This window comes from uncultured Vagococcus sp., from assembly GCF_963518325.1.
Taxonomy (GTDB): domain Bacteria; phylum Bacillota; class Bacilli; order Lactobacillales; family Vagococcaceae; genus Vagococcus_D.
The window spans coordinates 1-19,700 of the sequence record NZ_CAUQJB010000032.1 but is presented as its reverse complement, the minus strand read 5'-3'; the positions used below and the strand labels follow the sequence as shown (position 1 = coordinate 19,700).

The following is a 19,700-nucleotide window of genomic DNA, read 5'->3' as shown; positions in this document are numbered from 1 at the left end:
CTCTTATGTCTGTTCTATGGGAGTGCGTTGACAAATTTTTCAGTGATTAGTTGTGGGCGAGTAATGGCGCTGCCGACTACAACGCTATGAACGCCGAGAGTTAAGACTCTTTGGGCTTTCTGTGGTGTATCAATATTTCCTTCGGCGATTAATGGAAGGTGACTAATGTCCAACATTTCCTTCAGAATGGCAAAGTCATTAGCCGCTACCTCGTCCTGTTTTGATTCGGCAGTGTAGCCGATTAAGGTGCTGGAAACACAATCAAATCCCAGTTGATTGGCCACGATCACGTCTTCAACAGTGGCTACATCAGCCATTAAAAGCTTGTGGGGGTAGGTTGCCTTAGCGTAAGTGACAAGCTCAGCTAAGGTTTGACCATTTGGCCGTTTTCGACTTGTGGCGTCTAAGGCAATCATCTCACATTCTGTTGTGGCCAATTCATCGATTTCTTTTGTAGTAGCTGTAATAAAAACGGCTGAGTCAGGGTAATCCCGTTTAATAATACCAACGACAGGCAAATTGACTGCCTCTTTGATTGCTAAGATATCGACTACCGAGTTCGCTCGTATGCCAGCGGCTCCTCCTTGAGCAGCGGCCAAAGCCATTTTAGCCATAATAAACGGACTGTGAAGGGGTTCGTTCTCAAGTGCTTGGCATGAGACAATTAGTTTGTTTTTAACAGTATTTAACAAGGGGTTACTCTCCAATCATTTCTTCGATTTCGTTTTTTATAATGGTGACTTGTGGTCCGTAAATGACTTGAATGCCATTTCCCTTTTTGACAAGTCCTTTTGAACCGGTCTGTTTTAAGGCTGTTTCATTGACCAGATCTGCTCGTTTAACGGTAACTCTTAAACGGGTGGCACAGCAGTCAACCGTTTCTAGATTATCCGTCCCTCCTAATGCGGCAACAACTGCTTCCGCACGCTCAGTTCCTGTTTGGGTGATCTCTTTTTCGATTTCTTCGCCACGACCAGGTGTTTTGAAGTTAAACTTGCGAATCAAAAAACTAAAGGTCAGGTAATAGAGGAAGAACCAGACCACACCGACCACTAGAACCATGACCCAATTGGTTTTGCTGTTTCCTTGCAAGACACCAAAAAGCATAAAGTCAATGAAGCCACCTGAAAAGGTCTGACCGATTGTAATTTTGAAAATATGAGCAAACATAAAGGCCAGGCCGTCAAATGCGGCATGAACGACGTATAAAGCTGGTGCCACAAAGAGGAAGGCAAATTCTAACGGCTCGGTGATACCCGTTAGAAATGAGGTCAAGGCAGCTGTTAACATTAAGCCGCCAACGACTTTTTTATTTTCAGGTTTGGCAGTCCGGTAAATAGCAAAAGCGGCCCCAACTAATCCAAACATCATCGTAATAAAACGGCCGGACATAAAACGGGAGGTTCCTTCAAAAAATTGTGTGGTACTAGGATCAGCCAATTGAGCAAAAAAGATCGTTTGAGTGCCTTGGAATAATTTCCCACCGACTTCTAAGGTACCGCCAAGGGCTGTTTGCCAGAATGGCAAATAAAAAATATGATGCAGGCCAAAAGGACCAAGTAGACGGAGAATAAATCCGTAAAAGAAGGTACCGATATAGCCAGTTGAATTAACCACATCACCGATGTTAAAAATAAGTGACTGAAATAAAGGCCAGACGTAAAACATGATGACGCCTAAGACGATGGCAGCCAGTGCGGTGATGATTGGCACAAAGCGGGAGCCACTAAAAAATCCGAGAAATTGGGGCAGCTCGGTTTTGTTAAAGCGATTGTGGAGGTAAGAGGCAGTAATACCTACTACAAGGCCACCAAAGACCCCGGACTCCAAGGTTTGAATACCTAGGGCCATTCCTTGACCAGCCCCAGCTAAGTTGTCAGTAGCTAGTTTACCTGTGATCACTAGGATGGCATTGATGGTGGCGTTCATCACCAGATAACCTAGAAGTGCTGCCAAAGCAGCGGTGCCTTTATCCGAACGGGCTAACCCTACAGCGACACCAACAGCGAAAAGAACAGGTAAGTTAGCGAAGACGATGTTACCTGCGGCTGACATAATGGCGAAGATGATTTGCAACCACTTGATGTCCAAAACGGGATAGGCATTAACTGTATTGGGATTAGACAATGCGCCACCAATTCCTAAAAGTAACCCTGCAGCTGGTAAAATCGCAATTGGCAACATAAATGATTTGCCAAATTGTTGTGCTTTTTCAAAAAACTTTTTCAAGATACTCACTCCTTTTGATAATATTTTCAAAATAATCGTAACACATGAAAAAATAAACAGCAAGTGTTTTCAATGAATTCAGCAAAAAGAAAAGTGGAGGGTGTGAATTATTCTGTTTTTAAGGTAGAATTAATAGTAGAGATGAGTCATGAAAAGAGGCGCATAGATGGGAAATCGCAGTTATTTATATAATAAAGAGGCACAGGTGTTGTTTGAAGCCAATAACAGTCTGCCTTTATTTTGGCTGGGACTATTAAATATGGAAATGCTGGAACGATACCAGCTAGTCTGGGAAGCGCACGAACGGGCCTTAAAGATATTGAGTGAAAGTGAAGAAATGACGGAAGAGACTCTGCATGACTTTTGGCAAGAGTGGACGGATAAGTTGGATTTTATTGTCACACAGGAAGAATTTTTAGAAAATTCTCAACAATTGGCCGCATTTAGCCAACAAACTTTAGGTAATATCGATGGATTAACCACTGATTTTATTGCCTTTTTAGGGCGCAGTTGCCGGCTAAAACCGATTATTTAAGGTTGGAAGTATTGGAGTTTGCTGATTTTTATGAGTCAGTTGCTGATTTTTTTGCTTTTTTGACAGATCGGGTGAGGATATTGACCCAAGAGTCTCCATCAGAGGTTCAGGACGTTTTGGAAGATCCTTTGGGAGAAGGAACAGGCTTTGCTACCTATGTTGATGGGCCTGATTTTACGGTTTTTTCAACAAATTATCATATCTATGAGAAACCTGAAACTACCGCTGAAACGGGAGTAAAGCCCCTTCAACCGACTAAGAAATTTGGCTTAGTGGTAATCTTGCTGTTGCTGCTGATTGGTTTGACACTACTGCGGATGTTTAAAGGCAGTCAGAATACTTACATATCGGAAGTTCAAGAGGCGAGTGTTGCTCAGTCCTTTGCTGGTGAAAAAAATACCCAATTTGACGTGGAAAAAGAGCGGGTGGAGCTGGATTTACCTGCTGCGTTTAACCTTATATTGGAAGGCGATGTCAGTGATGCTAATGGGAATTCCTGGCTAGTGGTAGGGAGTGATGACTTTCCAGGATTGTTAGTGGAACTTTCAATTAAAAATAAGGCCTCTGCAGTATCACCTGATAGTTATTCATTGGCTGATCTTGGTTTAAAAGTCACGGAAAAAGAAAAAGTTGATTATCATGGGCTTCAACGGGAGGTCTTAATGACCTTAAGTAGAAAAGGGTTTGTTTATGAATTTGAAACGGACGAAATTGAAGGACATATTTTATTCTATTCAGAAGAAAGCCTAAAGCCTGAAGAACAAGTGATGTTTGAACAGATGATTGACAGTTTAGGGATTACTCAAGCCAGGGAATAATGAAAAGAACCTCCAGCCAACTAAAATGTTAGCTAGGGGTTCTTTTAGTTTATTCGATAACATCCAATATTGAATAACTCCGTTGGTCAAACCGATTGCGACTACGGGAATATTCTATGGGTTGGCCGTCTTTTAAGTAAATGACTTGCTCAACCTCTAAGATTGGATCGGTTTCTAAGCAGTTTAAGTGGTCCCTATCAAAGTGATCCGCTTTATCTGCTTTGAGATTGCGGTAGGCACCGGCGAAGGAAATCCCTAATGCCTGATGGATGTAGTCGTAAATGGACTTTTCCAAGATGGCTGGGGTTAAGTTAGGAACTAACTCTGTGGGCATATAAGTGTGTTCAAGGACATAGGGCTCATTGGCTAGTAAGCGTAGTCTAATGATTTTATAGACAGGCTGGTGGCTGTCTAGTAACAGTTTTTCGCGAACTAGTTCATCAGGAAATTCCACCTCAAAGGCAATAATTTGACTGGTTAAATCATGATTTTTCATCTGTTGGCTAAGACCGTCATATTCTTTGGCGGAGAAGTCTTGACCACCCCAGATATTACTTTTAAGAACGCGGGTACCTGCGCCTCGTTGGCTGTACACTAACCCTTCCATAGCCAAAATATTGATGGCTTTTTTGATGGTGACGCGGCTAACGTTGAATTCCTCAACAAATTTCAGTTGATTAGGCAAAAGCGAATCTTTAGGGTAGAGGCCATCCTTGATACGGTCTCGTAAAATATTCGCAATTTTTTCATACTTCGTCACGTTCATCGGCCACCTTTCATTATGACCTTATTATATAGAAGTTCTGCCACTTAGACAATCTAATAATGGTTATTCCGTAATCGTCCGCTGCTTATCTAGCATTTTTAGGAATGGGAACCAGATAACACCGACAATGATAAAGTCGACGATTTGCAGTAAGCCTCCTAAGATGGAGTTAGTTGCTAAAATCCCATTGATGATAATCGGCACGGTCCAAGGAACTGAGACACCAGTTGGCGCAGGGACAAGGCCAATCGCCATCACAAAGTAGTTCAAGGTAGTTACTACTAATGGAGCTAACAACCAAGGAATAAAGATGGTGGCATTCATGACAATCGGTAAACCGAAAATAACCGGCTCATTGACATTAAAAATACCAGGAGCCAGAGCTAAGCGGCCCACATCTTTTGATTGTTGACTTTTGACGAAAAAGGCCATTAAGATGACAACGGCTAGGGTCATACCAGATCCGCCTAAGCCAACGGTAAAGACTTCCATAAATGGCTTGGTAATAATATGTGGTAGTGTTTCACCAGCTTTATAAGCATCTAGGTTTTCTAGCATCAACGTGTTCCAAATAGGGTCCATGACGGAGTTGACGATGATTTGCCCATGGAGGCCAAAGAACCAAAGAAACTGGACAAAGAATAAGGCAACCAAGGTAGCTGGCAAGCCGCTGCCAAGTCCCATTAATGGTTTTTGAATAACTTCATAAACTAAGTCATGGAGATTCGCATGGAAAATCCCAGTCATGCCAGCATTGACCATTAAGAAAATAAAAAGAGTGATAATCGCTGGAATTAAGGCGGCAAATGATTTAGCAACAGCCGGTGGCACGCCGTCAGGCATTTTAATTTGCCAGCCTTTTTTTGTGATGCGAGCAAATAATTCAGCTGCGATAAAGGCGGCAATCATGCCGATAAACATGCCTTTAGCACCTAAGCGGTCGAGGGTTAAGACGCCACCTAATTCGGAGCCATCCTCAAGAGTGGTGAAAAAAGGAGTTAAAATAAGAAAAGATGAAAAGGAAACAGCACCACCGAAGATGGCTTCGACGTCGTAAGATTTACATAAATAATAACCGATACCAAAGGTGACAAAGACAGACATAATGCTCATGGTGGCATTTTGTCCGTTCCCAAATAAGGTGGTCAAAGTTCCTTTCGTACTGTCGCTAAAAAAAGGTAAATTATTGACAACCACAATAATTGAGCCAAACATCGTCAGGGGAAAGGACAACATAAAGGCGTCCCGCAAGACGGTTAAATAACGATTATTCCCCAGTTTATTAGCGATGGGTAAGATTTTTTCCGCTAATTTATCCATAAACTGATTCATGATTAATACGCTCCTTTTTAGAGGCTTGTTCGCTGCTTAACAGTCGAAGGAAAGCTCTCCGTTAATTAGTCTGGACAAGGGTAATTAGGCCTTGAACCAAGATATCTATGAAATCGATTTCTAAAACATTGTACCATTTTTATTTTACAAAGACTAGTCTTTTATTATTAAAAGATTTGTCTTTGTCTGGTGTTGTGGTGTATAATAGAAAAAGTAAGAGAATAAAAGACTGAATAAAAGGAGTTTAACTAATGACAACATATACGTTTCCAGCAGGATTTTGGTGGGGATCCGCAGCCAGTGGCCCACAAACAGAAGGTCGTTTACCAAGTGACGGAAAAGGCGACAGTATTTGGGATCAATGGTACGAAGAATCACCTGAACGGTTCTTTAATCAGGTTGGGCCAGAAAAAACCTCTCAATTTTTGACAAAGTATCAAGAGGATATCCAATTGATGAAAGCCACAGGTCATACATCATTTCGGACAAGCATTCAGTGGAGTCGTCTGATACCTGAGGGAACTGGTGAGGTTAATCCTCAGGCTGTGACGTTTTACAATCAAGTGATTGATGAGTTGTTGGCCAATGATATTGAACCCTTTATCAATTTATTCCACTTTGATATGCCAATGGCGATGCAAGCAAAAGGTGGTTGGTTGAATCGTGAAACAGTCGATGCTTATGTGGTATTTGCTCAAACGTGTTTCGAACTATTTGGTGACCGTGTTAAAAAATGGTTTACTCACAATGAACCGATTGTTCCAGTTGAAGGTGGTTATTTATACGATTTCCATTACCCAAATCACATCAACATGAAGGAAGCTGTTCAAGTGGGTTACCATGAAAACTTAGCAAGCGCCAAAGCTATTAAGGTCTATCATTCAATGAAGCTAGAAGGGGAAATTGGGATTATTTTGAACCTAACCCCAAGTTACCCACGTGACCCTCAGAATGAAGCAGATGTTAAAGCGGCTAATTATGCAGATCTTTTCTTCAATCGCTCATTTCTGGATCCTGCTATTAAAGGGGAATTTCCAGCTGGTTTAATTGAGGTCATCAAAGAACTTGAGATGTTGCCACAAATCGAAGAGGGGGATCTTGAGATTATTAAAGAGAATACCATCGATTTGCTAGGCATTAACTACTATCAACCTCGTCGTATTAAGGCGAAAGAATCAGAGGTAGACCACAGTAACGGGCCTCTTCCAGATGATTATTTTGATAATTATGAGATGCCAGGTCGCAAAATGAATCCTTACCGTGGTTGGGAAATTTATGAAAAAGGCGTGTACGATATTTTAACCAATGTCCGGGAAAATTACGGCAATATTCGTTGTTATATTTCTGAAAATGGTATGGGGGTTGAAGGTGAAGAACAATACATTGATGAGAATGGTGAAATTCAAGATGATTACCGGATTGAATTTGTTAAAGATCATTTGAAATTTGTTCATCAAGCCATTCAAGAGGGCAGTAATGTCCAAGGTTACCATATGTGGACGTGTATGGATAACTGGTCATGGATGAATGCTTATAAAAACCGTTATGGCTTTATCGCGGTTGATCTTGACCAAGATGGTAAACGGACGATTAAGAAGAGTGGTCATTGGTATAAAGCTGTCTCAGATGCCAATGGGTTTAATGATTAAATAACTTAATAAAACTAACAGGAACGTGTTGTGAGTTTCTGTTAGTTTTTTTCATTTCTTAAGGTTTGTTAATCATTGCTCAAACAAGGATTAAAACCTTTGACTCCCTTGGGTTTTATGCGTAAACTAAGGGTAACAGAGAAAATGGGGAATTCGTATGAAAAAACGTAGAAGTGTAGATCCAATTATGGAACGTCGGAAAGTAGCCAGAATTTTTTTCATTTTGACAATACTTGTCTTTATGTTATTTATTGGGCGCTTATCATATATAGTTAGTGCTGGAAAAGTAGGAAAGGTTTCCTTAGACGAAAAAACCAAACAGTTATATCAAGGGGAAGAGCCAGTTGTCGCTAAGCGAGGGACGATATACGATCGCAATGGTGAAATTATTGCGACGGAGGTGTCTTCTTATTTAATGTACGTCGTTTTAGATGAAACCTATAAAGGAATTGCCGATACTAAAACTGGTGAACGTCCTATTCTTTATTTGGAAAAAGACAAAAAAGCCCAAGCGGCTGAAATCATTCAAAAACATCTTGGCATTGAAAGCAAGGAGTTAGACAAATATCTCAATCCTGGTAAAAACAAGGCTGGCAAGCCAATTCTTTATTCCGAGTTTGGTTCTAAAGGAAAAGGCATCGATATTGAGACCAAGAAAAAAATTGAAGAAGACTTTAAGGCGGCTGATATCAAAGGGTTTTATTTTAAGGAAAGTCAAAGTCGGATGTATCCAAACGGTGAGTTTGCTTCTTATATGATCGGTTATACTGATTTTCCAGAAGATAAGGCAGCTGTTGGGGTTCTTGGAATTGAAGCCATGTACGACAAGATACTCAGTGGGACTAATGGCAAAATCCGTTTTGAAAAAGACAGCCAGGGACGCAAGATTCCAGGGACTGTCGTGGAAGTGTCTAAAAAAGAAGATGGGGCAGATATTTACACTACCTTTGATGTGAAGTTGCAAAGTTATGCAGAGGAGCTTATGAGCAGTGTTTACAGCCAGTTTGCCATGACGGATATGCGAGTCATGCTGGCAGATGCTAAGACAGGGAATATTCTAGCCGCCTCTCAGCGACCGACTTTTAATCCGGAAACGAAAGAGGGGCTTTCAGATACAGATACCCAAGAAGCCATGTGGCGTAATTTGCTAATCGAGGACCCCTCTTATGAGCCAGGCTCGACGATGAAAGTTTTTACGGCTGCTGCAGCTATTGATTCAGGCAACTTTGACGAGAATGCCACCTTTATGTCGGGAAATATTAAAGTGGATGATGCCACGATTTATGATCATAATGTGGCAGGTAAGGGTCTGATGACATATAGACAAGCCTTTGCTTGGTCCAGTAATGTGGGAATGGTTCATTTGCAACAAGCTATGGGGCCTACCTGGCAGACCTATTTAGATAAATTTGGTTTTGGCAAGACGACTAATTCTGGACTTTCTGGGGAAAGTTCAGGAGTGATTCAAGACTCGACCACCGTCGATAGAGCCATGACGGCTTATGGTCAGGGGATTGGGGTCACTAACTTCCAAATGATGCAAGGTTTTACGGCCATTGCCAATCAGGGTAAGATGATGAAACTTAATTTTATAGAAAAAATCGTTACAGATGGCAAAGAAGAGATCATCGAGCCGGAAGTGATCAGTGAACCGATTCGCCCCGAAACGGCCACTAAAGTACTAGGGTTAATGAATGATGTGGTGACGTTGCCGGAATATGGTTTGGGAACAATGTATGCCATTGAAGGCTATAACGTTGGCGCTAAGACGGGGACGGCGCAAATTTTTGAAAATGGCTCCTACCTCAAAGACCAATACGTTCATTCAGTGGTGCAGATGGCGCCGATTGAAGATCCTGAGTTTATCGTCTATGTGACGGTTAACAAAGCGGGTTCACGAGTGGATGTGCCCACCGATATCATTGCACCGATTTCTAACAACCTCTTAAAACGGGCCTTGGAATTGAAAAAATTAACGGAATAAAGCAAAAACAGTCATCTCCTTGGGGGATGACTGTTTTTGCTTTATTCCGTCGTGAATCAGGTCGATGAGGATTAGCTTTTGTCATAGGGATTAGCTAGTTTAGCTCAATAAGACTGGTTTCTGATTGTTAAATGCCAGTTAATCAAGATTAGGTTGTTTAATCTGTTTGCGATCAACTCCCTTGGCAAGAGCAAACCAACCAGCTAATCCCAAGTTGATCAGGACGCTAATGGCGCAAAAATAAATAAAGCCAAAACTTAGTAGGATGAAACAAAAGAGGGTGATCGAAATAATTAAGAGTGCTGGCTTCATGTTAAGGAACTCCTTTCATCAGGACTTTGATGCTAAAGCATCCGTTTTTCCGTCTGTAATTATAGCATCAGTATAGCAAGAAAGTGGTTAGGTGTCAGCTAACAATGTTGTCAGGTTTTATGGGTAAACAGTGTCAATTTTTTATTTTTAACAGAAAGTTTAATGAGCTACTTTTGGCAAAAGAGTAGTTTTCCGTAGGTGGGAGATAAGGTATACTGGCACTATCAGAGAGGGGGGAATAAGTATTTTGATGTAAATGATGATAAAGGAGAGCAGAGATGAAGTCTAGTTATCGACACGAGGTCATTAAACCTGATGAGTTATTAGAGGTAAAGCTGTTTGCTTTTAAGGCAGACAGTTATGAGCGAATTATCGCTCCTCACTGGCACGCAAGTGTGGAAATTCTTTATTGTATTGAAGGCCAACTAAGGATTCATACGGAAATGAATCAGTATCTCTTGCAGGAAGGCGATTTGATTTTACTTAATTCCAATGTGGTTCACGCCACAAATAGTCCGATTAAAAATCATATTTTAGTCATCCAGTTACCGCTGAAATTTATGCAAAAAGTCACAGAAAATCATTACAACCAGGAGTATGTCTTTAAACTGAATAGTGTTAAATATCCAATTGGAGAAGAACTAGAAAACTGTCTGACTAAGTTGGTGGAGGAGGCTCAAGATGACACAACAGAGGGACGATTGGCCACGAAAATTAATGTGTACCAGCTGATATTATTCTTACTTAACTATCATAAACAGCCTTTAGATGATCAAAATCGGTTGAAATCAGTAGAAAATCAAAAGAAATTAGTTGATATAGTTAATTATATTAAAGGAAACTATCAAAGGGATCTGTCATTGACTGAGGTAGCAGCCCATTTTAATTATTCGCGGACTTATTTTTCGAAATTTTTCAAAAAAAATATGGGGACTAATTTTTCTGATTATTTAAGCTTGGTTCGCATTGAACACGCCCAAAACTTGTTGATTAACTCAGAATGGACGATTTTGGATATTGCGTTATCTTCTGGTTTTAATAATGTCCGAACCTTCTTTGGTGCGTTTGAAAAATATCATCAAATGTCACCTAGCGAGTTTCGCAAAAAAAGAAAATGACAATATTATTCCGAAATCATGGTAATTGAATACCGTTGTCTCAGAAATGAAACCGTTATAATAAGGAGGACATATAGTCAGTTAACAGACATTCAGAACAAACCGTTCTAAACTAGGAGGATTTGAAAATGAAAGAAAAAGTAATTGCATGGTTTGACAAGGTCAATCCCTATTTTGACAAACTGGGGACGAATATCTATTTACAAGCCTTGTCTGCGTCGATGATGGCCACCTTAGGTCCTGTTTTTTTAGGCTCAATGAGTTTATTACTGGTCATCTTTATTGGCAATGCCGGTAAAGATATTGGGTTTTTACAAGGCTTCGTCCCAGTTTTAAATCAGGTCACGAATTTTACCATTGGAGCCATGGCTGTTTATGTCGTTATTTTATTAGGGAAAAACTTGGTCAACCGTTTGGTTCCAAATGATGATGGCATATCGGCAGCACTGATTGCCTTGATGTGTTTTCTAATTGTGACACCTTCTGTTTCAATGCCTGTAGGTGATGGCGCAGTGACCGTGTTACCGACAACTTGGCTAGGCGCTCAAGGGGTTTTTACAGCAATTATTATCGGGTTAGTGGTCGGCAAAGGCTATGCGATCATCAAGAAACGCGGTTGGACCATTAAAATGCCTGAGGGTGTCCCGCCGATGGTTACACGGGTATTTGAGGCATTGATTCCCACGATTATTTTAGGGATTGTCTTTATCATTGTGGCCCGACTTTTCTTGCTAACCCCTTATGAAACCATGCATCAATTGGTTTATACTACGATTCAGGAACCTCTTAAAGGGTTAGGTGGAACGATTGGGGCAATGATTATCATCAGTATTGTTCAACAGGTTCTATGGTTCTTTGGGATTCATGGGACCAATGTGATCATGCCAATCATGATGCCTATTTGGATGGCTTTGGACATGGAAAATTTAGAAGCGGTGGCTGCTGGGCAAACACCGCCTAATATTTTAGGAAATGCCTTCTTTACGACCATTACTTGGGGAGGGATGGCGTTAGGGCTAGTCTTTCTCATGTTGCTTTCGAAGAGTAAACAGTACCGTGAGTTGGGGAAAATTTCGATTATTCCAGCCTTGTTTGGTATTACCGAGCCAGTTATCTTTGGGACCCCCTTAGTTCTGAATTTTAAATTTGCCTTTCCTTTTATTTTTAATAACACGATTGCCATTATTATTTCCTATGTCTTAATCAAACTGGGCATCGTGGCACGCTTTACTGGAGCAGCGACAGTGTTTGGCTTGCCTGTGGGGGTTTTTGCTGCCGTTCAAGGCAAGGGATCGATCATTGTTTTGATGCTATTGCTACATGTGGTATTGTCGCCTTTATTATGGTATCCGTGGTTTAAATGGGCAGAAAAAGATGCTGTCAAAAAAGAACAAGAAGGAGCTCAACGTTAAATGAATAGTCAACAATTAGCAACACTTTTGCAGGAATTAACAATAGACGAAAAGATTGGGCAATTAATTCAGTTGTCTGGTGATTTTTTTCAAGAAGACCAAGCTATGTTAGTTGGGCCTCAGAAAAAGTTAGGCATCAAGGAAGAGATGGTTGAACTGGTGGGTTCTGTTCTGAATATTACTGGAGCGGAAACCGTTCGACGGATTCAGGATAATTACTTGGCCAAAAGTCGTCATAAAATCCCTTTGATGTTTATGTCGGATATTATTTATGGTTATCGGACAGTTTACCCGATTCCTCTGGGACAGGCGGCTTCTTGGAATCCTGAACTGATTGAGAAGGGCTATCAAAAAATAGCGTTGGAGTCAGTTGCAGGTGGTGCCCATGTAACCTATGCGCCGATGGTTGATTTGGTCAAAGATCCCCGTTGGGGCCGTTGTTTAGAATCGACTGGTGAGGATGTGTATTTAAATTCGCGTTACGCTGAGGCCATGGTTAGAGGGTTTCAGCATGACTTTGATGAAGGGAAAGGGTTGGCTTCCTGTGTGAAGCATTTTGCGGCATATGGTGCGGCAGAAGGCGGTCGTGATTATAATCATGTAGACATGTCAGAACGGCGTTTGCGTCAAGAGTATTTACCAGCGTATGAGGCGGCAGTGAATGCTGGCAGTAAACTAGTGATGACCTCTTTTAATACGGTTGAAGGCGTGCCTGCAACTGGTAATAAATGGCTGATGAATGAGGTATTGCGGAAGGAATGGGGATTTGACGGTGTGGTCATTAGTGATTATGCGGCGGTCCAGGAACTGGTGACACACGGTTATGCTGAAAACAACAAAGAAGCGACCTACCTGGCCATGGAAGCGAGTAATGACATTGACATGAAGACAGCCTGTTATTCCAATCATTTAGCCGAATTGATTGACGAGGGTCGCATTTCCATGGATCAATTGGATCAGGCAGTTTGGCGAGTGCTAACACTAAAAAATGACCTTGGTTTATTCGAAGATCCTTATCGTGGTGTGACGGTTGAAGGGGAAGAGGTCGGTGTTTTCACGTTAGAAAATAAAGCGATGGCTCGCAAGATTGCTGGTGAGTCAATGGTCTTGTTAAAAAATGAAAATCAGGTACTGCCTTTGAAGCCAGAACAAAAAGTAGCGTTAATAGGCCCTTACGGAGACAGTCAGGAACTTATGGGCTTATGGGCGGTTCATGGTCGAATGGAAGACGTTACGACCATTAAAGAAGCCATGAGAAGCTATAGTCAGCATGTTGACTATGAACAAGGGTGTGACATGCTGGAGGATTATGGATTTTTAGGTGAGTTTGGTTATTCGCAAAAAATCATTTCGGGGATTGAATTGAGTCAGGAGGAAAAGGAGCAAACAAAATTAGCGGCTATCAAACTAGCTGAGGAAGCGGATGTGATTGTCATGGCCTTAGGCGAGCACACCTTGCAAAGTGGTGAGGCTGGTAGTCGGACTAACTTAAGAATTCCTGCTAAACAACAGGAGTTACTTAAGGAATTAGCGGGATTACATAAACCAATCGTTTTGATCATCATCAGTGGTCGCCCTTTGGTCTTGACAGAAGAAGAGTCGTTAGTGGACGGCCTAATTCAAGGCTGGTTCCCAGGGACTGAAGGTGGCAATGCTTTAGCGGATATTCTATATGGCAAGGTTAATCCTTCTGGACGAATTACACAAAGTTTCCCTGTCAATGAAGGACAAATTCCTGTTTATTACAATAACTACAGCACGGGTCGTCCAGAAAATGAGTCTCAACATAGCGGTCGTTTTGTTTCTAAGTATTTGGATGCACCCAATCAGCCGTTGTTTCCATTTGGCTATGGGTTATCTTATCATGAAACCACTTATTCTGAGCTGGGGGTTAACACGAAAGAGTTCAGTGTTACTAAACCATTAGAAGTAAGGGTTACGGTGACCAATCAGTCAGCAATTGAAGGGCAAGAAGTTGTTCAATTGTACATTCGCGATTTATACGCTAGCGTCGTTCAACCCGTTAAGTCACTAAAAGGATTTAAAAAAATTCAGTTAGGGGCTTATGAGAGTCGTGAGCTACGGTTTGAGGTAACGGAAGAGATGCTTCGTTTTTATCAACAAGACATGGGACTGGCTTCAGAGCTGGGTGAGTTTGAGATTTTTGTAGGTAAAAACAGTCAGGCGTGTCAAAGTATCAGAGTAAGACTTATTTAATAACGAGTAGAAGTCGGCTACCGAGGTCATTGTGATCCCGTTAGCCGCTTTATTTGTGATCGGGTTGTGAATAAAAAGAGCCCCTAGTTACGTTCGTAACTAGAGGCAAGGTTTGTGCCACTATGGACATTAGTGACTCTTTATTATAGAGCGACTTTGCTCAATAATCAACAACGAAATAGACAGACTATTCGAACGATAAAATAACATGTCACTTCCCTTTTAAAAAGTGGGGAGTAATAACAAACTATCTTGAATAGCATTGGTGTTTTTTGATTGAATAAATGAGTCTTTATATATAGGGTGACAGGCTTCCACATGGACGGGCCGATTGGCAGAATCGATAAAATAATAATTAAAGCCCCACGATAGATAGTCTAATAAGGTTGGCACAGAGAGCGTGTCGCCGCTGTCCAGTAGTACCTCGTAAATGGTTTCTGTTGAGTGACTTGTAACTTGTCGCTTTCTGATATGTGTGATTTGTTCATCCATGTTTATCCCACCTTTATTTGAATATAAGTAAAAAATATCATATAAAAGGTAATTAATAAAACACTATGCTTGTATTAATATTAACAAACGACTGTTGTTTTCAGGGGATGAGGACTTCTTTCCTATTAAATGCTGAATTAATTGAATAAATGACTATTAAATGATTTAATAGAGGGAGAACCTCTATTAAGAATAGGAGCAAGACCAATGACCGAAAAAAAGAGCTCATATGAAAAATTTAAAAATGTGACAATTGGTGATATTATTGATAAATCGAAGCAGACCTTAACCATTCCTCAACAGAGTTTTCAACAAACAAGCCGTCAACGGCAATTTATTTACAAAACGATCATTGCTGGGGTGATAGCGTTGATTGCCTTTAGGTTCCTGTTTTTTGGGACAACCCTTAATCCCTGGCTAGAAGCCTTAAAATTGACTGTTTTAGTGGCGATTCCCGTCTTGTTGTGGCAATTGTTTAATCGCTTGATGATCAGTCAAACTGGGGTGACTCGCCAAATTGGGCAGGGGGCGACTGGGGAAGAATTTTATCACCTACTTACCCTTTTTAATCAGAAAAAAGTAGAGCTTAACTCTGGAACTGATATGGCCAAAGCCTTAAGCGACTTTGTTCAAACTAGTGAAGATTTACCGATTTTAGCTGAGACAGCCATGGATCAGAACGCTTTGGCAGAAATGAAACGTCAAATCAGAGAAACCTTGAATGAAAATCAACCAGAGATTGAAGACTGGTTGGCCTCACAAAAACTAATTATTGACCCATTTTTCCATCGTTTTCAAACGATTATTACTCTGTTAAATCAACGGCGTGAGGCCTTGGAACTAGATGGCACAGAGTATCATCGTTATATTGGTATTTTACGTAGTCAGCTGTCTGAAGGAGAATTATATCTGATCTTTATTTACTCACTCTTTAGCCTTAAAGGGGTAGAAACAGGGATTGATTTATCTTATACGTCTTTCTTTGGAGATGAAGGTCAAATAAAAGATAACGTTTATCTTAATTTACCAGCTGTTATGAAGGATATTGCCATCACCCATTTTGTGGCACATACTGATGAACAGGTGAGCAGTGCTCATCGCCAAGAAATGCGCGAGGCTTATCAGGAATCTCGCAGTCTGCAACAGAACTACTTAAAACGAACTAGCTATTAAGATAAAAACGTTATCCAGTTAGGGCCGGATAACGTTTTTTTTGACATCTGTAAGAATTTGGCTGAATTGAGTCACCACCTCGTTAAAGGGTTGGTTAGCATCTAACATATAGCACTTGGCAAAAATTTCAAGCTGATCGCGAATGAGAATCTCCTGATCATAGAGCGTGAGACGTTCCTGAATTAACTTTGAATCCTGTTCTCGTAGGGCTAAGCGATGCTGGACGTGCTCTTTAGTGACGTCAAAGAAGATGACAATGACATCCTCAGGAAAATGGCGGTAAACTTCCTTTAAACCGCTGTAAGTCAATACGGCATAAGCTGGCTGACTAGCCGTTCGCTTGCTGATTTCAGCAAGGCCGACACCGTAATGAAAGCCGTGGTACCGATCTTGCTCCACTAGTTGACCAGATTGAAATAGCTTTTGAAAGCTGTTTTCAGTCTCAAAGTAGTAATCGATGCCTTCTCTTTCTTCTTGGCGGATTGGCCGAGTGGTGTGGGTGATGATTTTTGCCTGTTTCGGGAACACCGCTTCTGTCACTCGGGTTTTACCTGAGCCGCTAGGGCCAATAATAACAAATAGTGAGTGTTTTAATCCGGTGTTAATCATGAGAACCTGCTCCTTTCACTGATGGATTGTTAATCGGTAATGCCAATACGTTGTGACTTCCGACATGGTCCTGGGGTTAGTTTTAATCATACTTGAGTAAGAAAAAGACGCCGATAAAAAATAGCAGAAGGGCAATACCGCTACTAAGGGTGCGAAGGTTATTCCAGAATTGCCATTTTGTCGAATAAGTTTGCCAGGTTTGCTGATTGTCATTAGAGGCAGCCGTTTTTACTTGTGCTAATTGGAAATTTAAAGGCTCATTGATGGTACCGGTGACAATCACAACGCCAATGACATAGATAATCCCACTCAGATAGAAAAATAAAGCGCCTCCGTGTTGGGCAATGTATTGGGTTAATAAACCGCAAGCCAGATAAGCCAGAGGGGTTAGAAAGAACGCGCTACTAAATAAAGGGGTTTTTAGGGCTTTATTAATAGCGTTCATCGATGGAATTGCTACATCGGCAGGTGCTTTATTGAGACTGGGCATTTTCGAAATTGACCAAAAAAAGAAAAAAAGAAACAGTGAGCCTCCTAAAAGAAACGTAATCCCTAAAAGGGCAGCATGGCTGATGGGAAGTGGTCCAATCATTATTTGACCTCCTTTTTGATAGGTGTTTTCCTAAGAGACTTGTAATTTAGACTAAAAAAGGTGAGTTACACGCCCCTTAGTGATGGTTCTATCATACCATTTTTTGATAAAATCATGCATCACTTTGAATTAAAAAAGCAAGTTCGGTGAATTGAAAGAGAGGGGTATGCTATAATTAACCCATTACTATTATACAAGTAGGAGGTTTTTGTTATGACAAATCATCAAAAGAATGTTGAACGTTTTTCTGGCTTTGCTGAGCTTTATGAAGACGTTAGGCCCTCCTTTCCAGAGGATGTGATTGCCTTAGCCTGTGGTGACTTAGGCAGAAAGCCAGCAGTTGTGGTTGATTTAGGAAGTGGGACGGGTCTCTCAACAAGAGCTTGGTCCAATCATGCTCAATTGGTGATTGGGGTGGAGCCAAATGATGATATGCTAGGTGTGGCTCAAAAACAAAAGACCACTAACGTTGATTACCAGCAGGCGCTTGCTCATGATACAGGTTTACAGACAGGTTGTGCCGACATTGTCAGTTGTAGCCAATCTTTTCATTGGATGGAGCCGCATACCACTTTACAGGAAATCAATCGGTTATTAACTCATGATGGTGTTTTTTTGACGATTGACAATGAGTGGCCACCTGTCTCTGACTGGCAAGCCGAGCAGCTTTATCACTCCTTGTTCAATAAGGTCAATCAGCTAGAAATGACAGAGCCAGCCTTACGGGATAATCAGAGAAAATGGGCAAAGGACAATCATTTAATCAATATGTCCCGCAGTGGTTACTTTCGATTTACGAGACAAGTGCTAGTGTCAAAAACGGAACTGGGGGACGGTGACCGTTTTATAAAACTGGCCTTAAGTCAAGGTGGGATTCAGAATATCTTGAAGCATCAGCCAGAATTAATAGCGAATGAGTTAGTAGCTTTTGAGAAGGCAGTTAAGGAGTTCTTTGGTGGTCAACCCCGTCGTTTTTATTTCAGTTACCGGGTGAATATTGGGATTAAGTAGAGGTGTAATGAATTGAGAGAGTGCAGAGTATTACATATTGATGGGTTCACACAAGTTCCAGGTCAGGGGAATCCGGCTGGAGTGGTGTTAAATGGTGATGACTTTACTGAGGTAGAGATGCAGCAACTAGCTAAAAAGATTGGTTTTAATGAGACAGTCTTTATCTGTTCAAGTAAGGGGGCCGATCACCGCTTGCGGTATTTTACACCTGGTTATGAAACACCCTTGTGTGGACATGCTACCATGGGCGCTATTTTTGCGCTGTATCGTGATCGCGAGGATTGTGAGTTGACGATTGAGACTGGTGCGGGGATATTGCCAATTTCTTACAGGGCTGAAAATCAGGAGATTGAGATGAGACAGGCTCGCCCCCAGTTTATTGAGTTTCAAGGAAATCCGACATCCTTGTGTGCCAGTTTGGGAATTGAGGTAGCGGATTTACATCCCACATGGCCGATTCAATATGGGAATACGGGGTCATGGACCTTACTTGTTCCCCTTAGGGAGGCTGGTATTCTAGATAAAATGTCGGTGAATGCAGCGGTTTTTCCTCAGTTACTCGAGGCTCAACCACGTGCTTCAGTTCATCCTTTTGCTCCCCTTTCCATTAGTGAAGGAACTTATTACGGTCGCCATTTTTCTTCGCCTTATGCTGAAACGGCTGAGGACTCGGTGACGGGAACGGCATCTGGGGTCATGGGAGCTTATCTTCTGACTCACGTTTATGAGGAGCTCGATAAAGAGTTAAGGGTCTATCAGGGGAAACATGTGAATCGTGAAGGTCTTGTTCAGGTCAAGGTTACTCGCCAGAAAGACTTTCAGGTAAGTATTGTGGGGACGGCTTGTTTTAATCGAGTAATTGAGATTAAGTTGGGATAAACATTCCTGTTATCTCCTTAACCTTCTAACATCAGTCTCTAAGCGTAAAAGTATTAGCTATTAATATGACTGTGTTATACTAAAATAAAAAAAGGTGGGATTAATTAATGCCAATAGCAACTTATTTTACATTTGAGGATCAATCAAAGGAAGCCATTCAGTTTTATGAAGGTGTTTTTGGAACAAGCTGTCAGGACTTAGTCACTTATGGCAGTTTAGGAATGCCTGATTTAGATGAAAAGAGTCAGGGCTTAGTGATGAATGCTAGTCTAGTTGTGGAAGGTCATACGATCATGTTTTCGGATACACCTAGTTTTATGACCGCTGTTCCTTATGGACGCAATGTTGGATTAGTGATAGAAGTGACGGATGCCGATAAATTAACTCAGTATTTCGAAGGCTTGTCAACAGATGCTCAAAATGTAATGCCTCTGCAAAAAACTGAATGGTCAGAACTATTTGGTCAAGCAACAGACAAGTTTGGTATTAACTGGTCATTTAATCTGATTTAACAAAAAAAGAGGATGGGACAAAAGTAGATGATTAATCTGCTTTTATCCCACTTTTTTTGT

19 protein-coding genes are annotated in these 19,700 nt (G+C 41.2%); 11 read left to right on the top strand and 8 right to left on the bottom strand.

The features are described 5' to 3' along the window. Positions 1-14 precede the first annotated feature (14 nt). Together RWN13_RS19175 and RWN13_RS19170 are read right to left on the bottom strand one after the other, a co-directional pair. Positions 15-692: an N-acetylmannosamine-6-phosphate 2-epimerase gene (locus RWN13_RS19175; protein WP_314066991.1), complete on the bottom strand. Its 678-nt coding sequence runs from the start codon at positions 690-692 to the stop codon at positions 15-17. Between the two features lie 4 nt (positions 693-696). Next, positions 697-2,184 (bottom strand): PTS transporter subunit EIIC, encoded by a 1,488-nt coding sequence (locus RWN13_RS19170; protein WP_314067094.1) that lies wholly within the window; start codon positions 2,182-2,184, stop codon positions 697-699. A 211-nt stretch (positions 2,185-2,395) separates the two neighbouring features. Between RWN13_RS19170 and RWN13_RS19165 the strand changes: the two genes are divergently transcribed. Both RWN13_RS19165 and RWN13_RS19160 read left to right on the top strand, forming a co-directional pair. Continuing rightward, positions 2,396-2,764, top strand: a complete 369-nt coding sequence (locus RWN13_RS19165; RefSeq protein ID WP_314066990.1) for a hypothetical protein — start codon at positions 2,396-2,398, stop codon at positions 2,762-2,764. Then, entirely contained in the window at positions 2,740-3,582 is an 843-nt protein-coding gene (locus RWN13_RS19160; RefSeq protein ID WP_314066989.1) for a hypothetical protein, read from the top strand. Before RWN13_RS19165 ends, RWN13_RS19160 begins: the two co-directional genes overlap by 25 nt. Positions 3,583-3,631: 49 nt before the next feature. Here the strand turns inward: RWN13_RS19160 and RWN13_RS19155 are convergent, their stop codons facing one another. Then, entirely contained in the window at positions 3,632-4,342 is a 711-nt protein-coding gene (locus RWN13_RS19155; protein ID WP_314066987.1) for a GntR family transcriptional regulator, read from the bottom strand. A gap of 69 nt (positions 4,343-4,411) precedes the next feature. Next, positions 4,412-5,680 (bottom strand): PTS cellobiose transporter subunit IIC, encoded by a 1,269-nt coding sequence (gene celB / locus RWN13_RS19150; RefSeq protein WP_314066984.1) that lies wholly within the window; start codon positions 5,678-5,680, stop codon positions 4,412-4,414. A gap of 251 nt (positions 5,681-5,931) precedes the next feature. On the opposite strand from celB, the gene RWN13_RS19145 reads away from it, so the two are divergent. Both RWN13_RS19145 and RWN13_RS19140 read left to right on the top strand, forming a co-directional pair. Then, a complete protein-coding gene (locus RWN13_RS19145) occupies positions 5,932-7,329 on the top strand; it encodes a glycoside hydrolase family 1 protein (protein ID WP_314066981.1) in 1,398 nt (465 codons plus the stop codon). A 157-nt stretch (positions 7,330-7,486) separates the two neighbouring features. Then, a complete protein-coding gene (locus RWN13_RS19140) occupies positions 7,487-9,313 on the top strand; it encodes a penicillin-binding transpeptidase domain-containing protein (RefSeq protein ID WP_314066978.1) in 1,827 nt (608 codons plus the stop codon). 138 nt (positions 9,314-9,451) lie between these two features. On the opposite strand, the gene RWN13_RS19135 is transcribed toward RWN13_RS19140, so the two are convergent. Then, the gene (locus RWN13_RS19135) at positions 9,452-9,625 is read right to left on the bottom strand and encodes a hypothetical protein (RefSeq protein WP_314066977.1); all 174 of its coding nucleotides are present in this window, start codon (positions 9,623-9,625) and stop codon (positions 9,452-9,454) included. 278 nt (positions 9,626-9,903) lie between these two features. Between RWN13_RS19135 and RWN13_RS19130 the strand changes: the two genes are divergently transcribed. From RWN13_RS19130 to bglX, 3 genes are all read left to right on the top strand, one after another. After that, positions 9,904-10,743, top strand: coding sequence for an AraC family transcriptional regulator (locus RWN13_RS19130; protein WP_314066975.1), 840 nt, complete (start codon positions 9,904-9,906; stop codon positions 10,741-10,743). A 128-nt stretch (positions 10,744-10,871) separates the two neighbouring features. Continuing rightward, positions 10,872-12,155 (top strand): PTS transporter subunit EIIC, encoded by a 1,284-nt coding sequence (locus RWN13_RS19125; protein ID WP_314066972.1) that lies wholly within the window; start codon positions 10,872-10,874, stop codon positions 12,153-12,155. Beyond that, complete coding sequence (gene bglX / locus RWN13_RS19120; protein WP_314066970.1) at positions 12,156-14,372, top strand: beta-glucosidase BglX; 2,217 nt, start codon at positions 12,156-12,158, stop codon at positions 14,370-14,372. A gap of 222 nt (positions 14,373-14,594) precedes the next feature. Here bglX and RWN13_RS19115 read toward each other — a convergent pair whose 3' ends face one another. Next, entirely contained in the window at positions 14,595-14,864 is a 270-nt protein-coding gene (locus RWN13_RS19115; RefSeq protein ID WP_314066967.1) for a hypothetical protein, read from the bottom strand. A gap of 207 nt (positions 14,865-15,071) precedes the next feature. Between RWN13_RS19115 and RWN13_RS19110 the strand changes: the two genes are divergently transcribed. Beyond that, complete coding sequence (locus RWN13_RS19110; protein ID WP_314066965.1) at positions 15,072-16,037, top strand: putative phage abortive infection protein; 966 nt, start codon at positions 15,072-15,074, stop codon at positions 16,035-16,037. 18 nt (positions 16,038-16,055) lie between these two features. Here the strand turns inward: RWN13_RS19110 and RWN13_RS19105 are convergent, their stop codons facing one another. Together RWN13_RS19105 and RWN13_RS19100 are read right to left on the bottom strand one after the other, a co-directional pair. Then, entirely contained in the window at positions 16,056-16,646 is a 591-nt protein-coding gene (locus RWN13_RS19105) for a guanylate kinase (RefSeq protein WP_314066963.1), read from the bottom strand. Positions 16,647-16,728: 82 nt separating this feature from the next. Then, a complete protein-coding gene (locus RWN13_RS19100; protein WP_314066960.1) occupies positions 16,729-17,238 on the bottom strand; it encodes an anthrone oxygenase family protein in 510 nt (169 codons plus the stop codon). 213 nt (positions 17,239-17,451) lie between these two features. On the opposite strand from RWN13_RS19100, the gene RWN13_RS19095 reads away from it, so the two are divergent. From RWN13_RS19095 to RWN13_RS19085, 3 genes are all read left to right on the top strand, one after another. Further along, positions 17,452-18,249: a class I SAM-dependent methyltransferase gene (locus RWN13_RS19095; RefSeq protein WP_314066957.1), complete on the top strand. Its 798-nt coding sequence runs from the start codon at positions 17,452-17,454 to the stop codon at positions 18,247-18,249. A gap of 12 nt (positions 18,250-18,261) precedes the next feature. Continuing rightward, on the top strand, positions 18,262-19,128 hold the full coding sequence (locus RWN13_RS19090; protein ID WP_314066956.1) for a PhzF family phenazine biosynthesis isomerase: 867 nt from the start codon (positions 18,262-18,264) through the stop codon (positions 19,126-19,128). A 107-nt stretch (positions 19,129-19,235) separates the two neighbouring features. Next, a complete protein-coding gene (locus RWN13_RS19085) occupies positions 19,236-19,640 on the top strand; it encodes a VOC family protein (RefSeq protein WP_314066954.1) in 405 nt (134 codons plus the stop codon). The last annotated feature ends 60 nt before the right edge of the window (positions 19,641-19,700 follow it).

Excerpts from the sequence above, each read along its gene's own strand:
- RWN13_RS19100 (WP_314066960.1), bottom strand. The coding sequence starts at position 17,238 with ATGATTGGACCACTTCCCATCAGCCATGCTGCCCTTTTAGGGATTACG.
- RWN13_RS19110 (WP_314066965.1), top strand. The coding sequence starts at position 15,072 with ATGACCGAAAAAAAGAGCTCATATGAAAAATTTAAAAATGTGACAATT.
- bglX (WP_314066970.1), top strand. The coding sequence starts at position 12,156 with ATGAATAGTCAACAATTAGCAACACTTTTGCAGGAATTAACAATAGAC.
- RWN13_RS19095 (WP_314066957.1), top strand. The coding sequence starts at position 17,452 with ATGACAAATCATCAAAAGAATGTTGAACGTTTTTCTGGCTTTGCTGAG.
- RWN13_RS19130 (WP_314066975.1), top strand. The coding sequence starts at position 9,904 with ATGAAGTCTAGTTATCGACACGAGGTCATTAAACCTGATGAGTTATTA.
- RWN13_RS19115 (WP_314066967.1), bottom strand. The coding sequence starts at position 14,864 with ATGGATGAACAAATCACACATATCAGAAAGCGACAAGTTACAAGTCAC.
- RWN13_RS19165 (WP_314066990.1), top strand. The coding sequence starts at position 2,396 with ATGGGAAATCGCAGTTATTTATATAATAAAGAGGCACAGGTGTTGTTT.
- RWN13_RS19140 (WP_314066978.1), top strand. The coding sequence starts at position 7,487 with ATGAAAAAACGTAGAAGTGTAGATCCAATTATGGAACGTCGGAAAGTA.
- RWN13_RS19135 (WP_314066977.1), bottom strand. The coding sequence starts at position 9,625 with ATGAAGCCAGCACTCTTAATTATTTCGATCACCCTCTTTTGTTTCATC.
- RWN13_RS19085 (WP_314066954.1), top strand. The coding sequence starts at position 19,236 with ATGCCAATAGCAACTTATTTTACATTTGAGGATCAATCAAAGGAAGCC.
- RWN13_RS19170 (WP_314067094.1), bottom strand. The coding sequence starts at position 2,184 with ATGTTGCCAATTGCGATTTTACCAGCTGCAGGGTTACTTTTAGGAATT.
- RWN13_RS19105 (WP_314066963.1), bottom strand. The coding sequence starts at position 16,646 with ATGATTAACACCGGATTAAAACACTCACTATTTGTTATTATTGGCCCT.
- RWN13_RS19145 (WP_314066981.1), top strand. The coding sequence starts at position 5,932 with ATGACAACATATACGTTTCCAGCAGGATTTTGGTGGGGATCCGCAGCC.
- celB (WP_314066984.1), bottom strand. The coding sequence starts at position 5,680 with ATGAATCAGTTTATGGATAAATTAGCGGAAAAAATCTTACCCATCGCT.
- RWN13_RS19125 (WP_314066972.1), top strand. The coding sequence starts at position 10,872 with ATGAAAGAAAAAGTAATTGCATGGTTTGACAAGGTCAATCCCTATTTT.